At 68.5% G+C, this 19,706-nt stretch carries 22 protein-coding genes; 10 read left to right on the forward strand and 12 right to left on the reverse strand.

Annotated features, from left to right (window positions below):
* Both DMC18_RS16625 and DMC18_RS16630 read left to right on the forward strand, forming a co-directional pair.
* Positions 1-832: M20/M25/M40 family metallo-hydrolase (locus DMC18_RS16625; RefSeq protein ID WP_146218100.1), on the forward strand; the 832-nt coding region annotated here is incomplete at its 5' end.
* Positions 833-1,006: 174 nt separating this feature from the next.
* On the forward strand, positions 1,007-2,125 hold the full coding sequence (locus tag DMC18_RS16630) for an aromatic ring-hydroxylating dioxygenase subunit alpha (RefSeq protein ID WP_110119232.1): 1,119 nt from the start codon (positions 1,007-1,009) through the stop codon (positions 2,123-2,125).
* Between the two features lie 21 nt (positions 2,126-2,146).
* On the opposite strand, the gene DMC18_RS16635 is transcribed toward DMC18_RS16630, so the two are convergent.
* Positions 2,147-2,491, reverse strand: a complete 345-nt coding sequence (locus DMC18_RS16635) for a hypothetical protein (RefSeq protein WP_110133117.1) — start codon at positions 2,489-2,491, stop codon at positions 2,147-2,149.
* A gap of 214 nt (positions 2,492-2,705) precedes the next feature.
* On the opposite strand from DMC18_RS16635, the gene DMC18_RS16640 reads away from it, so the two are divergent.
* Complete coding sequence (locus DMC18_RS16640; RefSeq protein ID WP_110119252.1) at positions 2,706-3,107, forward strand: type II CAAX prenyl endopeptidase Rce1 family protein; 402 nt, start codon at positions 2,706-2,708, stop codon at positions 3,105-3,107.
* 9 nt (positions 3,108-3,116) lie between these two features.
* Here DMC18_RS16640 and DMC18_RS16645 read toward each other — a convergent pair whose 3' ends face one another.
* Complete coding sequence (locus DMC18_RS16645) at positions 3,117-3,455, reverse strand: hypothetical protein (RefSeq protein ID WP_110119236.1); 339 nt, start codon at positions 3,453-3,455, stop codon at positions 3,117-3,119.
* Between the two features lie 173 nt (positions 3,456-3,628).
* Positions 3,629-4,204, reverse strand: a complete 576-nt coding sequence (locus DMC18_RS16650; RefSeq protein WP_110119238.1) for an SH3 domain-containing protein — start codon at positions 4,202-4,204, stop codon at positions 3,629-3,631.
* A 257-nt stretch (positions 4,205-4,461) separates the two neighbouring features.
* Here DMC18_RS16650 and DMC18_RS16655 point away from each other — a divergent pair, with 257 nt between their 5' ends.
* Together DMC18_RS16655 and DMC18_RS16660 are read left to right on the forward strand one after the other, a co-directional pair.
* Positions 4,462-5,928: a hypothetical protein gene (locus DMC18_RS16655; protein WP_110119240.1), complete on the forward strand. Its 1,467-nt coding sequence runs from the start codon at positions 4,462-4,464 to the stop codon at positions 5,926-5,928.
* 153 nt (positions 5,929-6,081) lie between these two features.
* Positions 6,082-7,773, forward strand: coding sequence for an acyl-CoA dehydrogenase family protein (locus DMC18_RS16660; RefSeq protein WP_110119241.1), 1,692 nt, complete (start codon positions 6,082-6,084; stop codon positions 7,771-7,773).
* 121 nt (positions 7,774-7,894) lie between these two features.
* Here DMC18_RS16660 and DMC18_RS16665 read toward each other — a convergent pair whose 3' ends face one another.
* From DMC18_RS16665 to DMC18_RS16675, 3 genes are all read right to left on the reverse strand, one after another.
* Complete coding sequence (locus DMC18_RS16665) at positions 7,895-8,500, reverse strand: TetR/AcrR family transcriptional regulator (RefSeq protein WP_110119243.1); 606 nt, start codon at positions 8,498-8,500, stop codon at positions 7,895-7,897.
* A gap of 134 nt (positions 8,501-8,634) precedes the next feature.
* Positions 8,635-9,282, reverse strand: a complete 648-nt coding sequence (locus DMC18_RS16670) for a TetR/AcrR family transcriptional regulator (protein ID WP_110119245.1) — start codon at positions 9,280-9,282, stop codon at positions 8,635-8,637.
* Entirely contained in the window at positions 9,279-9,497 is a 219-nt protein-coding gene (locus DMC18_RS16675; RefSeq protein WP_110119254.1) for a hypothetical protein, read from the reverse strand. The genes DMC18_RS16670 and DMC18_RS16675 overlap by 4 nt, the downstream gene beginning before the upstream one ends.
* Positions 9,498-9,806: 309 nt before the next feature.
* On the opposite strand from DMC18_RS16675, the gene DMC18_RS16680 reads away from it, so the two are divergent.
* The 4 genes from DMC18_RS16680 to DMC18_RS16695 are packed head-to-tail and all read left to right on the forward strand — an operon-like array spanning position 9,807 to position 12,052.
* Positions 9,807-10,004 (forward strand): twin transmembrane helix small protein, encoded by a 198-nt coding sequence (locus tag DMC18_RS16680; RefSeq protein ID WP_110119247.1) that lies wholly within the window; start codon positions 9,807-9,809, stop codon positions 10,002-10,004.
* 47 nt (positions 10,005-10,051) lie between these two features.
* Positions 10,052-10,630 carry a cob(I)yrinic acid a,c-diamide adenosyltransferase gene (locus tag DMC18_RS16685; RefSeq protein WP_110119248.1) on the forward strand — a complete coding sequence of 193 codons (579 nt, stop codon included), beginning with the start codon at positions 10,052-10,054 and terminating at the stop codon, positions 10,628-10,630.
* A gap of 23 nt (positions 10,631-10,653) precedes the next feature.
* On the forward strand, positions 10,654-11,355 hold the full coding sequence (locus tag DMC18_RS16690; protein WP_110119250.1) for a type 1 glutamine amidotransferase: 702 nt from the start codon (positions 10,654-10,656) through the stop codon (positions 11,353-11,355).
* A gap of 37 nt (positions 11,356-11,392) precedes the next feature.
* Positions 11,393-12,052 carry an Isoquinoline 1-oxidoreductase subunit gene (locus DMC18_RS16695; RefSeq protein WP_110133119.1) on the forward strand — a complete coding sequence of 220 codons (660 nt, stop codon included), beginning with the start codon at positions 11,393-11,395 and terminating at the stop codon, positions 12,050-12,052.
* A gap of 158 nt (positions 12,053-12,210) precedes the next feature.
* On the opposite strand, the gene DMC18_RS16700 is transcribed toward DMC18_RS16695, so the two are convergent.
* From DMC18_RS16700 to DMC18_RS16725, 6 genes are all read right to left on the reverse strand, one after another.
* Positions 12,211-12,987 carry a polysaccharide deacetylase family protein gene (locus DMC18_RS16700; protein WP_110122190.1) on the reverse strand — a complete coding sequence of 259 codons (777 nt, stop codon included), beginning with the start codon at positions 12,985-12,987 and terminating at the stop codon, positions 12,211-12,213.
* Positions 12,988-13,000: 13 nt separating this feature from the next.
* Entirely contained in the window at positions 13,001-14,236 is a 1,236-nt protein-coding gene (locus DMC18_RS16705; protein ID WP_110122189.1) for a HAMP domain-containing sensor histidine kinase, read from the reverse strand.
* Positions 14,237-14,342: 106 nt separating this feature from the next.
* Positions 14,343-15,308, reverse strand: coding sequence for a helix-turn-helix domain-containing protein (locus DMC18_RS16710; protein WP_110122188.1), 966 nt, complete (start codon positions 15,306-15,308; stop codon positions 14,343-14,345).
* Positions 15,309-15,312: 4 nt separating this feature from the next.
* Positions 15,313-16,386: an acetamidase/formamidase family protein gene (locus DMC18_RS16715; protein ID WP_110122187.1), complete on the reverse strand. Its 1,074-nt coding sequence runs from the start codon at positions 16,384-16,386 to the stop codon at positions 15,313-15,315.
* A 74-nt stretch (positions 16,387-16,460) separates the two neighbouring features.
* Positions 16,461-17,291, reverse strand: coding sequence for a 4,5-DOPA dioxygenase extradiol (gene ygiD, locus DMC18_RS16720; RefSeq protein WP_110133118.1), 831 nt, complete (start codon positions 17,289-17,291; stop codon positions 16,461-16,463).
* Position 17,292: 1 nt separating this feature from the next.
* The gene (locus DMC18_RS16725; protein WP_110122185.1) at positions 17,293-18,495 is read right to left on the reverse strand and encodes an aromatic ring-hydroxylating dioxygenase subunit alpha; all 1,203 of its coding nucleotides are present in this window, start codon (positions 18,493-18,495) and stop codon (positions 17,293-17,295) included.
* Between the two features lie 274 nt (positions 18,496-18,769).
* Here DMC18_RS16725 and DMC18_RS16730 point away from each other — a divergent pair, with 274 nt between their 5' ends.
* Positions 18,770-19,645 (forward strand): TauD/TfdA family dioxygenase, encoded by an 876-nt coding sequence (locus DMC18_RS16730; protein WP_110122184.1) that lies wholly within the window; start codon positions 18,770-18,772, stop codon positions 19,643-19,645.
* Positions 19,646-19,706 lie beyond the last annotated feature (61 nt).

Genomic DNA, 19,706 nt, shown 5'->3' on the forward strand with positions numbered 1-19,706 from the left:
CAAGGCCTGGTTCGTGCTCGACGAGGGCATGGTGGTGGTGGCCGACAATCCGGTGACGCAAGGGCCGGCGGCGATCATCGGCGTGGCCGAGAAGGGCTATGGCACGATGCGGATCACCGCTCCGGCGCCGGGCGGTCACTCCTCGACCCCGCCGGCCCAGACCGGGGTGACCACCCTGGCCCGCGCCGTGCTGGCCATCGCCGACCATCCGCACCCGATGAAATTCGAAGGCCCGGGCGCCGACATGCTGAAGGCCCTGGCCCCCAGCGCCTCGCCGGTGGTGAAGATGGCGGCCGCCAACACCTGGCTGTTCTCGCCGCTGCTGATCAAGCAGACGGCCCACTCGCCGGCCGGGGCGGCCATGCTGCACACCACCACGGCCCCGACCATGCTGAGGGGCTCGCCCAAGGACAACGTCCTGCCGCAGGACGCCACGGCCTGGATCAACTACCGCATCGCGCCGGGCGACACCGCCGCCGCCGTGATGGCCCGCGCCAGGAAGGCCGTCGGCGACCTGCCGGTGACCTTCGCCTGGGAGCGGGCGCCCAACGATCCCTCGCCGGTGTCATCGACGTCGTCGGGCGGCTGGAAGACCCTGGCCTCGCTGGCCGGAAACGAGAGCGGCGCGCCGGTGGCGCCGGGCCTGGTGATCGCCGCGACCGACAGCCGCTTCATGTCGCCGATCGCCGACGACATCTACCGCTTCCAGCCGATCACCCTGTCGATGGACGGCACCAAGATGATCCACGGCACCAACGAGCACATGACCGTGGCCAACCTCGAAGAGATGGTGCGGTTCTACCAGCGACTGGTGGAGACGGCGGGGCGCTGATCGCGTCCATCCCCTCCCATCCGTAAAATCCCCGCGAAAGCGGGGACCCAGGTGTTTTATCGTCGAGCGCCAGGGGCTTCAGAAAAAGCCTGGGTCCCCGCTTTCGCGGGGATTTTACGGGTAAAAAAGTTCGCGCCCTTAAAATGCCGGGCGACTGACGCTAGAATCCCGATCATGCCCGCCGACGACGCTCGTATCGCTTCCCCTGCCGCCGGCGCCGCCAAGGCCCCGCCCGCCAAGTTCGGCAAGGGCTTCCTGTTCGACGCCTGGTACTTTGCCGCCCTGTCGCGCGAGGTGAAGACCGGCAAGCTCGTTCGCTACGAGATCCTCGGCGAGCCGGTGCTGGTCAGCCGGGGCAAGGACGGCAAGGTGTTCGCCATCCGCGACGTCTGCCCGCACCGCGCCGCGCCCCTGTCGGGCGGCAAGCTGACCCAGGAGGCCGACGGCCGCTCCAGCGTCGAATGCCCCTATCACGGCTGGCGGTTCGGCTCGGACGGCGTCTGCGCATCCATCCCCTCGCTGACCAGCGACCAGAGCCTGGAGGTCTCGCGCATCCGCGTGCGGCGCTACCCGGCGGCCGAGAGCCAGGGGATGGTGTTCGTCTGGATCAGCGCCGACCCGCGCTTCGACGACGAGCCGCCGCAAGCCCCGCCCGAGTTTCCCGGCGTGGTCGGCGGACAGGCCAAGATCGTCGACTCGATGATCTTTGAGACCCACATGGACCACGCGGTGGTCGGCCTGATGGACCCCACCCACGCCCCCTATGTGCACGAGGCCTGGTGGGCCCGCTCATCCAAGCGCCAGTCGGAGAAGACTAAGGTCTTCGCGCCTTCGCCCGAGGGCTTCGTCATGCGCCGCCACGGGCGCAGCAAGGCCAACCGCCTGTACGACATCCTCGGCGGCGCGCCCGAGATCGAGATCACCTTCCGCCTGCCAGGCTATCGCTGGGAGCACATCGTGGTGGGCAAGCATCAGGTGCTGGCCCTGACCTGCCTGACGCCGCTGACCGAGACCAGCACGCGGATCAGCCAGCTGATCTGGTCGGACCATCCGGTGATGGCCTTCCGCGCCCTGATCGCCCCCTTCGCCCGCGAGTTCCTGCGCCAGGACGGCCGTATGGTGAACCTGCAGAACGAGGGGCTGAAGTACGACCCCGCCCTGATCTGGATCGACGACGCCGACACCCAGGCCAAGTGGTACCAGCAGCTGAAGCGTGAATGGACCGCCAGCCGCAACGAGGGCCGGCCCTTCGTCAATCCGGTCAAGGAAACCACGCTGAAGTGGCGCAGCTGACGGCCGCGCCGTTCGCAGCGGCTATTCCATCGTCAGGAAAAGGACGGTGCAGTTGGCGTTGTTGCCCGTCACGGTGAGGGTCTGTCCGGCGACCTTGGCGGTCATCAGCATCGACATGATCGCATTGGCGTTGGCGATGCGCCGGTCTTCGGTGTCGCCCTGGGGGCTGTAGAACAGCAGGGCGCCGGCCGCGCAGGCGCCTGCGGCCCGGTCGATCTTGAAGACGACGGTGGAAGGCATGTAGGTCGCCTCGATGCCGATCACCTTGGCGCCGGGAATGCCCCAGTCGTAGGCGGCGGCGGGCTGGGCGGCGGCCAGCAGGCCGCAGGTCGCGGCGACCAGGATCGCCTTGGTCTTGATGGTCATGGAATCCCCCAGGAAAACGATCAATGCTCGCTCAGCCTGTATTTTACGTGATTCCTGTGAAACTCTATTCAGGGTCGTGTTTTTGGTTTTCGGAAAATGCCTCGGCATAACGGCGCGAGGGGTCGGAGCGCGGCTGCTGGCCGTCCTGAAGACCCTACCAGACGCGACCGGCTGGCGGTGGTGCGCCGTCGCGGCCTTGGCCTGCGGCGCGGCCATGGCCGCGATCGGCTTCTCGACCGGCCTCTATCGCCTGACCGAGACCGCGCCGGGCTTGCCGCTGCGGTTGCTGATAGTCTGGATCATCCCGGCTCTGGGCGAGGAGCTGCCGTTCCGGGGCCTGCTGCTGCCCGGCCGCGACGAGACCCGCAGGCCCTGGCTGTGGGTCGCCGTCTCGACCGGGCTCTATGTCGCCTGGCATCCCTTCGAGGCGCTGACCTTCCTACCGCACGCGACGACGTTCCTGCGCTGGGACTTCCTGCTGTGCACGGCGATCCTGGGTCTGGCCTGCGCCGCCATGCGCCTGCGCACGGGTTCGCTGTGGCCGGCGGTGCTGCTGCACGGCGGCTTCGTGGTGATCTGGCAGACCTGGCTGGGCGGGGTCAGTGCGCTGGGGTGAAGCGACCTGCTAGCGCAGGGTCACCACCGAGGCGACGCAGCCGCTGTTGACGCCGTAGACGCCGACCGTCTGGCCGGTCGACTTGGCGGTGACCAGCAGCGAGAACACGGCCTGGGCGTTGGCGATCCTGATCGCCTCGCTGGCGCCGCCGGCGTTCCAGAATATCAACGAGCCGGCGGGGCAGGTTCCCGCGTCGGTGTCGAGCTTGAACAGGATGGTGGCGGGGACGTAGGTCGCCTCGACGAAGGTGACCTTCGAGGTGATTATCCAGTCCTGGGCCTGGGTCGGAACCGACGCCGCCGCGACGATGAGACCGGCCGCCAGGCCCGCCTTCAGTTTCATGGACATGCGTCGCCTTCCTTCCGAACTCCGAGATGCGGGTATCTCGCAAACTTCCACCTGGGGACGCAATAAGGCAAAGCTTGCGGCGCACGAAAAGCCCGCCTGGCCAGGGGGGAAGGGCCAGGCGGGCTCGCACGGAGCGCGCGGGGGAAGGGGTTGGGGCGCGCCCCTAGCGTCCGTTAGGCGCGGTAGACGTAGGCGCTGGAGACGTAGCCGACGCCGACGCCGTTCTGGCCGACCAGGATCCACTTGCCGTCGCCGGTGCGGCCCAGGGCCTGGAAGGTCTCGCCGGTGACGACCGAGCCGACGCGCTGGCCGCGGGTCGAGGCCGAGGCGCGCAGGTTCAGGTTCGAGCGGGCGACGTACTTGCCGCTGATCTTGGTCATCGGCGCGGCGTCGATGTTGTGCGAGATGCGGATGCCGTTGCTGGTCTTGTAGGCCCCGCCGACGTCACGGGCGGCGTCCTTCTTCTGCATGTTGCAGCCGACGTAGGAGCCGGCGCCGGCGCCGACCACGGCGCCGATGGCGGTGCCCGTGCCACGGTCGTTCTTGGCCAGGTTCGAGCCGGCGACGGCGCCCAGCAGGCCGCCGATCACGGCGCCGGTTTCCTGCTTCTTGCCCGAGGCCTGGCAGCCGACGACGCCGCCCAGGCGCTGTTCGACGGCGTTGGCGGCCGGGGCCGCGGCCATGGTGAAGGCGGTGGCGGCGGCGGCGATGGTCAGACCGATGGTCTTCAGAGTGGTGGTCTTTTGCATGGCGAGTGTCCTTCGTCCCTTATGATTTTGCCGGGGCGCGTCGGCCCCGTGAGACGCAACATGGCAGGGCGAAGCTGAACCGCGCCGTCAGGTCGTTCGACAGAATTCGTTCATGTTGAAATTTTTCGCGGAGACCGGTCAGGCGGCGCTATTCACGCCCCTGGGGTCGTGGTGTCGAAATACACAACCAGAAAGATTATCATCGGTCATGATGCGGCCGCCACGCGGCCCGCAACACCGCGTCGGGGAGGGATGTCATGAGGAAGATCGCTTTCGCGGCGGCCGCGGCCGTCGTGCTGGGCGCGGGACTGTGGGGCTGCGGCAAGGCTCCGGAAGCGTCCAAGCCCGAGGTCCTGCTGGATGCGGCGGTGATCACGCCCGTGCCGCTGCCGACCACCGCCGACTATCCGGTCGCCCAGGCCACGATCCAGGGCTGGATCAACACCAGCAACACCGCGGCCATCCGCAACCACGCCTGGCAGCTTTGGCAGGCGATGTCGCAGCCGTCGGGCCAGGTGTTCAACGGCCAGGACCTGCCGATCTGGGACACCTGGGCCGGATCCGCCGAAGTGTTCCCGCCCGCGCCGACCGGTCTGCAGGCGACGGCGACCGCGCCCAAGACGACCGTGGCCGACCGGGTCAAGGCGCCGCGCTCGCCGCACCAGTTCATCTCGCCCAACCAGTTCCACCACGGCCGGGGCGGCATCCCCAGCCCGCAGTTCGACGGCGCCATCACCGCGTTCAACAAGTTCAGCCCCGAGGCGGCCGCCTTCATCGATTCCAGCCAGCCGGGACCAGGCGGGCCCTACACCTATTCCAACGGCAACGACCTTGGCCTGCTGAACCAGAACTGGCCGACCACGACCCCGGCCCAGAACCGCACGATCAACGCCTTCCCGACGCGCGGCATCGAACTGAAGCCGGTGTTCGGCCTGGTCAAGGCGACGGGCCTGACCATCCAGCCGCTGTGGCAGGGACCGGGGGGCTCGACCAACGCCACCAATCCGATGCCGCCGACCTGGACAACCTGTGTTCTGATCGACCCGAACGGCAAGGGCGCGGTGCGTCCGGCCACCAAGGAAGAGATCGCCCAGGCGCCCAACGCCGCCGGCGCGGCCTATTTCAGCGCCTGCAAGACCTTCCTGTGGGGGCCGCTCAGCAGCTTCTACGCGGTCAAGCTCAGCGCCGCCGAAGCCGCCGCCTTCAACGCCGCCAACGCCCCGCCGCCCACGCCCGCGCCGCCCCTGGCCGCCAAGGGCGACTACGCGGTGCTGCAGGCCATGCACGTCAACACCAAGGAAATCCCGTTCTGGACCTGGCAGACCTTCTGGTGGCAACCGGGCGGCGACACGCCCAACGGCTTCCCCGGCAGCAAGCAGGGCCAGCCCTCGTCGCTGAAGACGCCGTGGAACAACTACGCCAGCTGCACGGCCTACGACCAGACGACCACGCCGGGCGGCTCGACCATGACGGTGTGCTTCAACCCCTATCTGGAGACCAGCACCAACATCCCGGCGGGCATCACCTCCAACTGCATGAGCTGCCACGGGGTGGCGGTGATCGCCGCCAACGCGCCGTATCCGCTGGCCTACACGGCGCCGATCTCGTTCTTCACCGACAAGACCTACTTCACCACCAGCAACACCCAGGCCGACTTCTCCTGGGCCGTGGCCGGCGCGGCCGTCGTGCCGCCGAAGACCTCGACGACGACCAAGTCCAAGTAGAGCGCGCCGCGCCCGTCCTTCGGGGCGGGCGCGGACCTCCCCGATCTCTGATGCCGCGCGCAACCGCATGCTGCGTCGCGGCATTGCTCGCAGGTGCGAAAGAGATCAGAGTGCCGGAAAAATAGAAGTACGGCGCAGGGGAGTTCGAGAGCCATGACCGACGCGGTCGCCCAGGAGTCCAAGTCCCTGATCCTTCCCGGCCTGACCGGTCTGCTGCGCGAGGCGGCGACTTCGGCCCAGCTGTTCGTGGCCGAGGCCAGGCCGGCGGTGAAGGCGGGCGTCAGCGGCGAGGACGGCAGGATCGACCGCAAGCTGGCCGACGCCCAGCAGCACGCCGTGCACGGTTTCGGGTGGTACGCCGCCTATGCCGAGCTGATGAACCAGGTCGCCGGCTGGGCCGAGCGGCTGGAAGGCGAGGGGCGGTTCGGCGAGATCGAAGCCCTGCTGGCCCAGCTTCTGTTCAGTGAATACGCCGCCCAGCTGATCGGCGGCGTGCCGATGAACCAGGGCGAGATCGTGCGGCCCGCCCACCTGGTCACCGACCGCGCTGTCATGAACCGCCTGTTCTCGAATGGCGTCATGAAGCTGATGGTCGAGGGCGGGACCCAGGCCGTGAAGACCCGCGTCGCCCAGCGCCTGGCCGAGGCCAAGGGCCGGCCGACCCTGGAGCACACCGGTCTCGACGAGACCTTCGAGATGATCCGCGACCAGTTCCACGCCTTCGCCGAGGAGAAGGTCACGCCTAACGCCCACGACTGGCATCTGAAGGACCAGCTGATCCCGATCGAGCTGGTCGAGGAACTGGGCGCGCTGGGCGTGTTCGGCCTGACCATCCCCGAGGACTACGGCGGCAGCGGCATGGGCAAGACGGCCATGTGCGTGGTCTCTGAAGAGCTGTCGCGGGCCTGGATCGGCGTCGGCTCGCTGGCCACCCGCTCGGAGATCGCCGGCGAGCTGATCCTGACCGGCGGGACCGAAGAGCAGAAGCAGCACTGGCTGCCCAAGATCGCCAGCGCCGAGATCCTGCCGACGGCCGTCTTCACCGAGCCTAACACCGGCTCGGACCTCGGCAGTTTGCGCACCCGCGCCGTGCTGGAGGGCGAGCAATACGTGGTGACCGGGAACAAGACCTGGATCACCCACGCCGCCCGCGCCGACGTCATGACCCTGCTGGTGCGCACCGATCCGGCCACCACTGATTATCGCGGCCTCTCCATGCTGCTGGCGCCCAAGCCGCGCGGTGTCGAAGGCGACGATTTCCCGGCGGAAGGCATGAGCGGCGGCGAGATCGGCGTGATCGGCTATCGCGGCATGAAGGAGTACGAGCTGGGCTTCGACGGTTTCGCCGTGCCTGCCGAAAACCTGCTGGGCGGCGTGCCGGGCCAGGGCTTCAAGCAGCTGATGGCCACCTTCGAGAGCGCCCGCATCCAGACCGCCGCCCGCGCGGTGGGCGTGGCCCAGGCGGCGCTCGAGGTCGGTTTGTCCTACGCGCTCGACCGCAAGCAGTTCGGCGATGCGATCTTCGCCTTCCCCCGGGTGCACAACAAGCTGGCCATGATGGCCGCCGAGATCATGGGCGTGCGCCAGCTGACCTATTTCGCCGCCCGCCAGAAGGACGAGGGCAAGCGCTGCGACCTCGAGGCCGGCATGGCCAAGCTGATCGCCGCCCGCGTCGCCTGGGCCGCCGCCGACAACGCCCTGCAGATCCACGGCGGCAACGGCTTCGCCATGGAATACGCCGCCAGCCGCCTGCTGGCCGACGCCCGGATCCTCAACATCTTCGAGGGGGCGGGGGAGATCCAGGCCCAGGTCATCGCCCGGCGCCTGCTGGAAGACGGGAACTAGGAGATGCTCCCCCTGAAGGGGGAGCTGTCGCGGAGCGACTGAGGGGGATGTGATAGCGGCATTTCAGCAGCCGCTTCCCCCTCCGACCCTTCGGGCCACCTCCCCCTTCAGGGGGAGGATCTTAAAGCCGAGGCCGCCAGCCGCTGGCGATCAGGCCGATCTGGCGGTCCATGGCCGCCGACATCGTCGCGGCGTCGGCGCCCTGGGCGGCGGCCAGGCGGTAGTTGGAGGCGTAGCAGGCCTTCAGCACTTCCACCGTCAGGGCGAAGTCGAGGTCGGGGCGCACGTCGCCGCGGCCGACGCCGTCGCGCAGCACCATCTCCAGCATGTCGGCCAGGTGTTCGTTGCGGCCGTAGGGGGTGACCCCCGGATCGTTGGTCGGGCTGTAGGAAGCCGCGATGTGGGCCAGGAACAGCCGCACCCGACGCGTCTCGAACTCGTAGTGGATGGCGAAGATCGAGCACAGTCGATCCGCCGTGGTTCCGCGCAGGAACGGCAGCACCCGGTCGAACTCGGCATAGAGATCGCCGAGCCGCCGCTGCATCACATGGCTGAGCACCTCGGCCTTGGAGGCGAAGGTCGTGAAGACGCTGCCCACCGACACGCCCGCCCGTTCGGCGATGGCGCGGATGGTCGTCTCTTCGTAGCCGGTCTCGTTGAACAGGTCGCGCGCGGCCTCGAGCACGCGCTCGCGCGTCGCCTGTTTCTGTTCGTCACGTACGCCCACGCAGTTCCCCCTCCGGACACGCAGCGCTGATTGCACATCGACCCGAACGCCCGACCCCAACGGACGTCCGCATCGTCATTCTTTTCGTTGGCCTGGCCGACCGGGGGACGATCCGCCCCCCGGCGGGACCGTCCTCAGGCGCGCGCGCCGGCGAGGATCAGCGTGAGCTGTTCGCGCAGGTGAGCCACCAGGTTCTCGACCGTCCAACCGTCGAAGACGGCGCGGCGATAGTTGGCGACATACACGTCCCAGGCGATCTCGGCCACGAGTTTCGTGTTGACGTCGGCCTTCAGTTCGCCGGCCTTCACACCGCGCTCCAGGGCGTCGTTGATCAGGGCGAACAGGTGCTTGATGTCGCCGCGGGCGCGCTTCTCGGCGGCGTCCGAACGGGTCCAGGAAACGGCGATGCTGGCTTGCAGCAGCGGCAGTTGCTCCAGGTGGAAGCTGTAGGCCACGCCGAACAGGCCGATCAGGGCGTCGGCGACGTTCTCGCCGTCGCGAGCGGCCTGCTTCATCTGGGCGTAGATGACTTCGTAGTCGGCGGTCAGGATCTCGTCGAACAGCTCGCTCTTGTCCGAGAAGCTGGCGAACACCGCGCCGGTCGACATGCCGGCGGCCTGGGCGATGTCACGGATCGTGGCGCCCTCGTAGCCGCGCTCGCTGAACAGCTGGCGGGCGGCCGACAGCACGCGTTCGCGGGTGCGCTGCTTGGCGAGCGCCCGGCGGGTCAGCTTCACCGGGGTTTCGGAACCGGACTCGATGTTGACGGAAACAAAGCTCATGCGGCGGCCTCCAGGCGGGCGAGCGCGGCTTCAGCGCGCTTTTCAAATTCGATGCAGTACTCGTCGACGACGTTTTGAAGGACGTCGGCGTAGCGGCGGGCGAGGTCGCGCCCATCCTGGGCGGCGTCTCGAAGGTCGATGATCAGTTGGCGGACTTCCGCCAGGGCTTCTTCCCGTTCGGAGGGAGCCGCGGTGAGCCGGGCGCTCTGCGACATGTCGTCTTCTCTCCAGACCGACCGCGGAAACAAACTGCGCTGAACGATCCGCGGCTGGGTGTCGATCATGTTCAACGAACGCGCACTGTGAATTCAGGTGGGGCCGTCTACCCTTGTGCGCAAGGGATTTCAACCCACAAATATAGCCAAAATCGATGAACCTTGGCTGGTTTTCGTTCTATGGTAGCGCTCATCATTCGTCGATGCGACAAATGCACTCAACGAACACACTCGCCGAACGCGTTCTGTGAACTTTGGGGTGAGTTGGGCGGTGCTGGCGTTCCCTGGGGCTCCGGCCTAGGTTGAGCCATGGCCCACCTGTTCCAGATCCTGATCCCCGTCGCCCTGTTCGCCGTGCTGGCGACGTTGTGCGTCGGGATCTACGCCCTGTTCCGCGGCGGCGACTTCGGCCGGTCCTATTCCAACCGGCTGATGCGGCTGCGCGTGGTGCTGCAGTTCGTCGCCGTGCTGGTGCTGGTGGCCGCCTTCTGGTGGACCCACCGCTAGCTTTACTAGTCTGCTGATTTTGCAGCTTTGTTTCAGAGGGTAACGGGATGGTCGTCCTGAACCGCATCTATACCCGCACGGGCGACAAGGGCTCGACGCGGCTGTCGACGGGCGAGCCGGTCAGCAAGGCCTCCCTGCGGGTCGAGGCCTATGGCGGGGTCGACGAGACCAACGCCTTCATCGGCGTCGCCCGCCAGCACGCGAGCGAGGATCCCGAGCTCGACGCCATGCTGGAGCGGATCCAGAACGACCTCTTCGACCTCGGCGCGGATCTGGCCACGCCCGAGCAGAACGAAAAGCCCGAATGGGAGCCGCTGCGCGTGGTCGAGGCCCAGGTCGAGCGGCTGGAGGCCGAGATCGATCTGATCAACGAACGCCTCTCGCCCCTGACCTCGTTCGTGCTGCCGGCCGGTTCGGCGCTGTCGGCCGCCCTGCACGCGGCCCGCACCGTCTGCCGCCGGGCCGAGCGCACCTGCGTGGCCCTGGCCGCTACGGAAGGCGAGATCGTCGGCCAGCCGGCGCTGAAATATCTCAATCGCCTGTCGGACCTCTTGTTCGTCGCCGCCCGACGCGCCAATTCCGACGGCGCGCGGGACGTGCTGTGGAAGCCCGGCGCGACGCGATAACGGGAAAACCCGACGGGAAGACGATGCGTATTGGTATCCTGGAGACGGGCGAGCCGCCCGAAAGCCTGATCCCCGACCACGGCCGCTACGGCGGCATGTTCCAGCGGCTGCTGGGGCCGGTCCACGACTACACGTCCTTCGACGTCCAGGCCGGCGAGCTGCCCAAGGCGGTGGACGCCTGCGACGCCTGGCTGGTCACCGGCAGCTCGGCGGGCGTCTATGACGACCTGCCGTGGATCGCGCCGCTGAAGGGCTTCCTGGCCAACGCCCGCGACAAGGCGCCGATCGTCGGGGTCTGTTTCGGCCACCAGGTGATGGCCGAGGCCTTCGGCGGCAGCGCCGTGAAGTCCGAGCGCGGCTGGGGCATCGGCCTGCAGAGCTATGCGGTCTCGCATGCGGCCGGCTGGATGGACGACGGCTCCAGCGTCAGCGCCCCGGGCTCGCACCAGGACCAGGTGGTGGCCCTGGCTCCCGGCGGGCGGGTGCTGGCCGGCAGCGCCTTCACCCCGTTCGGCGTGCTGGCCTATGGCGACAAGGCCATGTCGATGCAGTTCCACCCGGAGTTCGACGTCGCCTACGCCAGGGCGCTGATCGAGAGCCGGCGCGGCACGCGGTTCTCGGAAGTCGAGGCCGACGCGGCGGTGGCCTCGCTGGCCGCGCCCAACGACAGCCGCCGCATCGCCGTCTGGATCGAGCGCTTCCTGAACGAGGCAACCGGCGCCTGATCCTGGCCGTTGCAGGCGGGGGGAAACGGAGATGCCGATGTCCCGCCCCGCCGCCCTGCTGCTGATCGCCGGCCTTGCCCTCGCGGGTGGGACGCTGGCGGCGAGCGCCCTGGCGCAGGGCGAGCCGCCGGCTGGCGCGGCCGCGTCGCCGCCCCCGGTCGTGCTGAAGACCGCCGCCGACTTCCAGTCGATCAAGGATCCCGCCGCCCGCTCGCTGGCCCTGTTCGCTGAGGCCGGCAAGGTGATCCAGAGCCCGCGCTGCCTGAACTGCCATCCGGCCACCCGCGTCCCGACCCAGGGCGATGATTTGCATCCGCACGACCCGCCGATGGTGGCCGGCGAGGCCGGCCACGGGCCGGACGGCCTGCCGTGCCGGTCGTGTCACGGCCCGGCCAACGTCACGACCTTCGGCGAGCACATCAAGAGCATGCCGGGCGATCCGAAATGGGCGGTGGCCCCGGCGAAGATGGCCTGGCAGGGCAAGTCGCTGGGGGCGATCTGCGCCCAGCTGAAGGATCCCGCCCGCAACGGCGGCAAGACCCTGGCCCAGCTGCAGCAGCACATGGCCCACGACCATCTGGTCGGCTGGGCCTGGGCCCCCGGCGAGGGCCGCAAGCCCGCGGCGGGGACGCAGGCGCAACTGGGCGAGCTGGTGCAGGCCTGGATCGACACCGGCGCCAGGTGCCCGAAGGCTTAGGGCGGATCGACATTCAGGCTCGGTGCGTGGTCCTCGTCCTTCGACAAGCTCAGGATGAGGACCATTTACAGGCTCGGGCGGCGGAAAAACCTCATCCTGAGCCTGTCGAAGGACGAGGTTTTCGTCTCAAACGCCGAATGCCGATCAGCCCCAGAGGTTCAGGGGTGGGCCGCGGCCCAGTCCATGACCTCCTGCAACGGCGCCACCCACACCTGGTCGGGATGGGCCTTCAGCCAGGCCAGCAGTTCCTGGTGCGCCGGGTTGGAGACCTGCAGGTAGTCGCCGCCCACGCCGTGGAACAGGAACACCGCCACCCCGCCGCCGGCCGCGGCGCTCTTGGCGAAGTCGATCAGCTGGGCGCCGGTCACGCTCTCCGGAAAGCCGCGCGAGGGGACGTGCATCGGGTCGATCCTGGCGCCGGCCAGGTCTTCCGGCGTCGTCACCACGCCCCGGGCGTAGCTCACCAGGCCAGAGGCCCGCAGCGCCTCCAGATAGTCGACGCCGCCGGCCTTGCTGGCCCCGCAGGGCGTGGCGAAGCCGTGGCGGGTCTTGCCGTCGATGGCGGTCAGCAGGACGTTCTGCTGCTCGATCTCCTTGAGCAGGCTGGCGGGCGTATAGGCCTCGGCGACATAGCGCGGATCGGCCGGGAAGTTGGCCGCCGGACAGGCGTGGAAGATGGTGTGGTTGGCCAGTTCGTGGCCTTCGGCGGCCGCCGCCCGCCAGCGCGGAAGGTCGACCGCCTTGACGCCCGACAGGAAGAAGCTGCCCTTGAAGCCCGCCGCGTCCAGGGCCGGCACGGCGTTGTCGAGTTGCGAGACCAGGGCGTCGTCATAGGTCAGGGCCACGGCCGCCTTGGCGCCGTTCGGCCACTGGGTGGCGCAGGCGGCGGAAACGCCGCACGCCAGGCTCATGACGATCGCCAGCAAGGTCTTCATAGGCGCGCGCTCCCTAAAGCCGCTTGGAGAACGAGAAGCGGGTTTCCTGGTCGTCGGACTCCAGCGCCAGGGCGCCGCCATGGGAGCGGGCGATCTCCGAGGCGATGTAGAGCCCCAGGCCCAGTCCCTGCTGCATCTCGGCCGACCCGCGCGTGAACGGCTGGAACAGCTTGGCCATCGTCTCGGGCGGGATGGCGGGACCGCCATTGACCACCGCCAGCACGAACAGGCCGTCGCGGGTGACGGCCTCGACCCTCACCGGCTGGGTCGGATCGCCGTGGGTCAGGGCGTTGCCCAGAAGGTTGGACAGCATCTGGGCGATCCGGGCCTGGTCGCAGACGACCGCCTGGGTCAAGGCGATCTCGGACTCGATCCGCCGGTGCGGCTGGGCGCTGCGCAGTTCGGCGACCAGCTGTTCCAGCGACCGGCTCAAGGTCTCGGGCGGCGTGGGGCGCGCATCCAGGCCGAAGCCGCCGCCCAGCCGCACGCGGGCGAAGTCCATGACGTCGTCGATCAGCCCCGCCATCCGCGCGACGCTCTGCTCCATCTGGCCCAGGATGAACTCGGCCTTCTCGCCCGAGGGCTGCTTGCGCAGCAGGCGGGCGCCGCCGTTGATCGCGGCCAGGGGATTGCGCAGGTCGTGGCCGAGCACGGCGATGAACTGGTCGCGCAGCTCCGAGGCCCGCTGCGAGGTGGCCAGGGCGACCTGGCTTTCGGCGAGACGGTCCTGGGCGTCCAGATGGCTGCCGATCAGCTTGGCGAACAGCTCGAAGGTCGCCAGGGCCTGGGTTCCCCGCAGGTTGGCGGGGCGAGGGTCGATGGCGCACAAGGTGCCGAAGAACTGGCCGTTGTGGTGGATCGGCGTCGAGATGTAGCTCTGCAGGCCGTATTGCAGCGGCGTGTGGTGATCGCGCCAGACCGGATCCTCGGCCACGTGGTCGATGACCACGGCGGTCTCGTTGTCGCGGATCTCGTCGCAGATGGTCGAGGCGACTTCCAGCTCGCCGCCGGGCAGCAGACCAAAGCCGATCTCGTCGCGCACGGCGCAGGCGACCCAGCGGTCCTTGGTGACCCGGGCCACCGCGGCGAAGCCCATGCCGGTGGTGCGGCAGATCACTTCCAGGATCTGGGGCACCACCTCGATCTTGGCGACCTTGGCGACATCGGCCAGCAGCTCCGCCGGCGTGGCCTGACTTTCCGTCCGACCCGCGGGATCGTCCGTGTTCGTCGCCAAATCGTCGGAATCCATGCGCCCCTCCCAGACACCCTGACAACCCACTGGGATGGGTTTCGCCGGTCGAGCATAGCAAGGCCGGCGGCGTCGGCGCCATAGGCCGTGCGAGCGACGCCGGACCTCAGGCCGCGACCCGCTCCTCGTCGCGCACGCTGCGGCGGAAATCCCGGGGCGAGCAGCCGTACTGGTCGCGGAAGGCGCGGCTGAAGTGGGCGCTGCCGTTGAAGCCCCAGCGGAAGCAGATCTCCGAGATCGACAGCCGGGCGAACTGCGGGCTGGCCAGGTCGTTGCGGCAGCGCTCCAGGCGTCGCGTGCGCAGGTAGTGGCTGAAGGTCTCCTCCACGCCCTCGAACAGCTTCTGCACGTAGCGCGGCGAGACGCCCTCCTCGTCGGCCACCCGGCGGATGGTCAGGTTCGGGTCGGGGAGCAGGGTCTCGATGGTCTGGCGCAGCCGTTGAAGGTGGGCGCTGCGGGCGTCGGTCGGCCAGGCCGCGCCGCGTTCTTCGCCGGCCTCCAGCAGGCACAGGCCCAGGAACTCGGCCAGGGCCAGTTCGACGGGGCGCAGCTGGTCGACGGTCAAGTCCTCCAGCGCGTCGGCGGTCGAGCGCAGCAGGCCCGACAGGATGTGCTTGACCCCGCCTTCCCCCCGAAGGCGACCTACGCGAAGCGCGCGCGGCGCGACCAGCCGGTGGTTCAGGGCCACGCGCGGGGCGCGGACGAACATCAGCCGGCAGCGGGTGGCCAGCCGCAGGGCGGCCGCCTGGCCGGTGGGGCCAAACGCGATGTCGCCGATCGACAGGTCTTCGCCCAGGTCGTCGCTGACCACCGCGGCCTGGCCGTCGAGCAGCACCGCCATCCACACCGCCGCCGGCTGGTTGGTCAAACGGCCCGAGATGGTCTGGGCCCCGGCGTTGACCAGGGCGAACTCGATGCCCAGCGGGCTGGTCAGGCAGACCACCGAGGTCGAGGCCGGCTCCAGCTCCGACAGGCTCTCGACCGGCAAACCGAGGCGCGACATGGCCTCGCGCCAGGCGTCGGCCCGCTCGGCGCGGGGGTAGCTGTCGGTGCTGAACGACCAGGCGCGCAAGGCCTCAGGTTCTCTTCGGGAAGATGTCGCGCGGGATGCGCACGTGACAGCCCTGCTTGCCGTCCACCACCTGGGTCACCCCGAAGTCGGAGGCCACGCTCATCAGCGAATAGGCGTCGTTCTTGGTCAGGCCGACGTGATCGGACAGCAGGCTCAGCATGTTGAGGGAGGCTTGCCGCATGGCCACGTTGAGATCCTCGTCGAACCCGTGGACGATCCACCACTTGGGGGTCTCCAGCAAAGGCCCCGGGCTCTCGAAATCCTTGCGAAGGACGATCTGCATCAGGACGTTGAGCGAACTTTCGATCGCGGTGCCTGAAAGTTCGCCATCGCCCTGGCTGACATGGGGATCTCCGATGGAGAACAGTCCGCCCTCCACCTGGACGGGATAGTACATCGTCGCCCCGGCCCCGATCCGCCAGTTGTCGATGTTGCCGCCGTGCAGGCCGGGCGGGATGGTGCTGACGCGGCCGTCGACGGCCGGCGCGACGCCGGCGGTGCCCAGGTGCGGCCGGGCCGGGATGCGCACGCCGGGCAGGGCGCTCTGGCGGTCGCATTCGGGACAGTTGGTGATCGTGCCGGGCGTCAGGTACTTGCCCGGAAAGTCGTAGGCGTAGAGGGCGCTGGCGGTGTTGTAGTCGGCGTCGAGCTCATAGATCGTCACCCGCTCCTTCTCGCCGAACTCCTTGTAGAGATAGCCCCAGTTAGCCGCGAGGTTGGAGCCGTAGTTGTTGCGCGGAACCATGCGCAGGTAGCGCACCTCCAGCACGTCGCCGGGCTTGGCGTCCTCGATCCAGATCGGCCCCGTCATGATGTGGACGCCGGGATTGCGGTCGTCCTCGGGAACCTCGGTGAAGATGCGGGTGATCGCCTCGTCCATCATCAGGTCGGGGGCGTCGCCGGCATGGTGGGTGATCGCCTCGGCCTGGATCAGGTCGCCGCTCTTGATGCGCAGGGCCGGCTTGATCGACGGATCGAAATAGCCCCAGTGGATGGTCTCCGGCGTGGCTTTCAGGTGGTGCAGGGCGCCGGGCGCGACGTCGGGACGGACCTGGCCGGGTTCGCAGATGAAGGGCATCGGGATCTGTCCTTTTAGGCCGCCGGGGAGCGCGCCAGGGTTAAGTGTGAGCGGTTAACCCGCCCGGGCGCGCGCTACTTGGAAGCTGAAGCCTGCTGGTAAGCAGGCTTCAGCGTGACGCTGGTCATGCTCAGCGAGCCGTGCTCGATGTGGTCGGGGGAAAAGCGGGCGACGTCGCCGGGCAGGCGCGCGCCCAGCACGTAGAGCAGCGGCCAGTAGTGGTCGGGGGTCGGCACGGCCCGGCGGGCGTCCTCGCCAAGCTTTTCGAATTCGACGGCGGCCAGCGGCTGGTCATCGGCGATGGCCGTCTTGATCGCCTCGTTGAAGCGCTGCGACCAGTCATAGGGCGCGCAATGCCGGTCGCCCCAGTCCATGGCCGGCAGGTTGTGGACGATGTTGCCGGTGCCGACGATCAGCACGCCTTCATCCCGCAGCGAGGCCAGGCGCTGGCCCATCTCATAGTGCCATTCGGGAGACTTCGTGCCGTCCATCGACAGCTGGATCACTGGCACGTCGGCCTCGGGCCAGGCCTTGCACAGCACCGACCAGGTTCCGTGGTCCAGGCCCCACTGGCGCTCGTCCAGCACCACCGGGATCTCGGGCGCCAGCAGGTCGCGCACCCGGGCCGCCAGTTCCGGAGAGCCCGGCGCGGGGTACTGCACCTCGAACAGGGCGCGGGGGAACGAGGCGCCGAAGTCGTGGATGGTGCGCGGCTGGCTCATGGCCGTGACGCCGACGCCCTTGGTGATCCAGTGGGCCGAGACGCAGAGAATGGCCTTGGGCTTGCCGTGCCTGGCCTCGATCTCGTCGGCCATGGATCGCCAGGTCTTGGTCGTGTCGTTGGTCTCCAGGGCGATCATCGGGCTGCCGTGACCGAAGAAGACGACGGGAAGGCGCGTGCTCATCTCAGGCGGCCTCCACCGGAGCGGCGGGCGTCTCGCCGCCCTTCAGCCGCGCCCACTGGGCCTGGTAGCGCGGGGCGAGCCAGCGGTTGAACTGCACCTGCGCGCCCTCCTGCCAGCTGTAGCGGCCACGGATGGCGAAGCGCGAGCGCAGGCCCTTCTGGACCAGCTCGTCGACATGCATGTCCTGGGCGATGATCTGGCCGGCCGAGGTCATGATCATCTCCAGCCGCTCCTTGAAGCCGTAGCTATCGCGCGCGCCGGGGGCGACCAGGATGCCGGTGTCCTGGGCCATGGTCTCCGGACCCGTCGGCCGCAGGATCAGGTAGATGACCATGTCGCTGGTCATCACGAGCGACAGGGTCGGCGGGATGTTGGCGAAGGTCGCCCGGCTCCGGTCCTCGTCCGACAGCTTGGGGAAGATCGGCAGCACCGCCTTCTGGGTCGGGTTGAAACTGGCGTCGGGGTGCAGGGTGCCGTTGTAGCGCAGGAAGCCGGCGTCGCCGGGCTCGGCCTCGGGGAAGCTGGCCAGCTCGCTGGGAATGAAGTCGTGCAGCACGCCGCGATGCAGCTTGCTGGCGTGGTAGCCGTCGTTGTTGTTCTCGAACATCACCTTCCAGTTCCAGGCGAACTGGCCGGTCATGGGCTCGAGCGCCTCGGCGGTCTCGAGATCGAAATTGGCGATGGCGGCCTCGACGGCGGCCAGGCGCGGGGCCAGAGGTTCAGCGTCCGCGTCGAAATTGACGAAGATGAAGCCCAGCCAGATCTCGACCTTGAAGGTCGGCAGGCTGATCTTCTTCTTGTCGAAGCCGCAGGTGCGGTCCATGGCCGGGGCGTTCACCAGGTCGCCGTTCAGCGAATAGACCCAGTGGTGATAGGGGCAGACGAAGCCGCGGGCGTTGCCCTTGCCCTCGGCCACCAGCATGGCGCGGTGCTGGCACACCGACGACATCGCCTTGATCTCGCCGGCCCGGTTGCGGGTGACCAGGATCGGCTCGCCGACGATCTCGGTGGTGAAGAAGTCGCCGGGCTCCTGCACCTGGTCCACCCGGCCCACGCACAGCCATTCGCGGTCGAACAGGGCGGCCTTCTCGAAGTCGTAGAACTCAGCGTCGGTGTAGCAGGCCGGCGGCAGCGTCTCGGCCGCGCCCACCTCTTGGGTGGAGCTGGACAGCCCGTCGAAGAAGGCGTCGCTGAACAGGGTCACGGCCGGGCGCTCGCTGAAGGAAAGAAGACCCCTCAAGGCTGGCGCCGCGACACGTCCCGGTCTTGCTCCAGCGCGCACGAAAACTTGGTCAGCCGCAGGGGCGCGCCGCGCCGTCGCCCGCCGAACGGGCGCTGCTGTCGCCGGGACGTACAGGAGGCGGGATTTTGACCGTACGCGCACGAGACGGGGGAAAGAGACAGGGCGCTCTGAGGCAAGACCGTGGTTTTTCAGCCGCCTAGGCTTGCCGCCATACAGTCACCCGAAGGTCGATCCCATGCTCGCCGAAGCACCGCCCGCCCTGGCCACCAAGCCCCTCAAGAAGGGCGCGCAAGACGACTTCGGCGCGGAGATCCTGAACATCGACCTGCCGACCGCCTCGGACGCCGAGTTGGACGGCGTGGTCGCGGCCTTCCACGCCCACGGGGCGGTGCTGGTGCGCGACCAGCAGATGACGCCGGACGACCTGATGGCCTTCATCGGCCGGTTCGGCGATCCGGAAGACCACACCCAGACCCGCTTCACCCTGCCGGGTTATCCGAAGATCTTCATCCTCTCCAACCGCGTCGTCGACGGCCAGCCGATCGGGGCCCACAACGACGGCGTCGGCTGGCACACCGACTACAGCTACAAGCCCGAGCCCGTGATGCTGACCATGCTCTATTGCGTGGAAGCGCCGGAGGAGGGCTCCGACACCCTGCTGGCCGACGGCTGCGCCGCCTGGAACGCGCTCTCCGCCGAGAAGCAGGCCGAGCTGCTGCCGCTGCGACTGCACCACAGCTACAAGCACTTCATGGCCACCCGCACCTTCGGCGAGCAGATGATCCTGTCGCCCGAAATGGAAGCGGCCAATCCCGACGTCGAGCACCCGCTGATCCGCACCCACCCCTCGGACGGCCGCAAGGCCCTGTGGCCCTCGACCGGCACGGTGACCGAGGTGATCGGCAAGCCCGGCCCCGAAGGCCTCGCCCTGCTCGAAGAGCTGGTGGAGTTCATGACCCAGGAGCGCTTCGTCCACGCCCACAAGTGGCGGCCCGGCGACATCCTGATGTGGGACAACCGCTGCACCCTGCACACCGGCACGCTGTACGACGACCAGAAGTACTTCCGGACCATGCACCGCCTGTGGGTGAAGGGCGACGCGCCGTTCTGACGCTCTCAGATGCTCCCCCTCTGGGGGAGCTGTCGGCGGAGCCGACTGAGGGGGCCGCCGA

It is taken from the genome of Caulobacter sp. D5 (assembly GCF_003185805.1).
Lineage (GTDB): Bacteria > Pseudomonadota > Alphaproteobacteria > Caulobacterales > Caulobacteraceae > Caulobacter.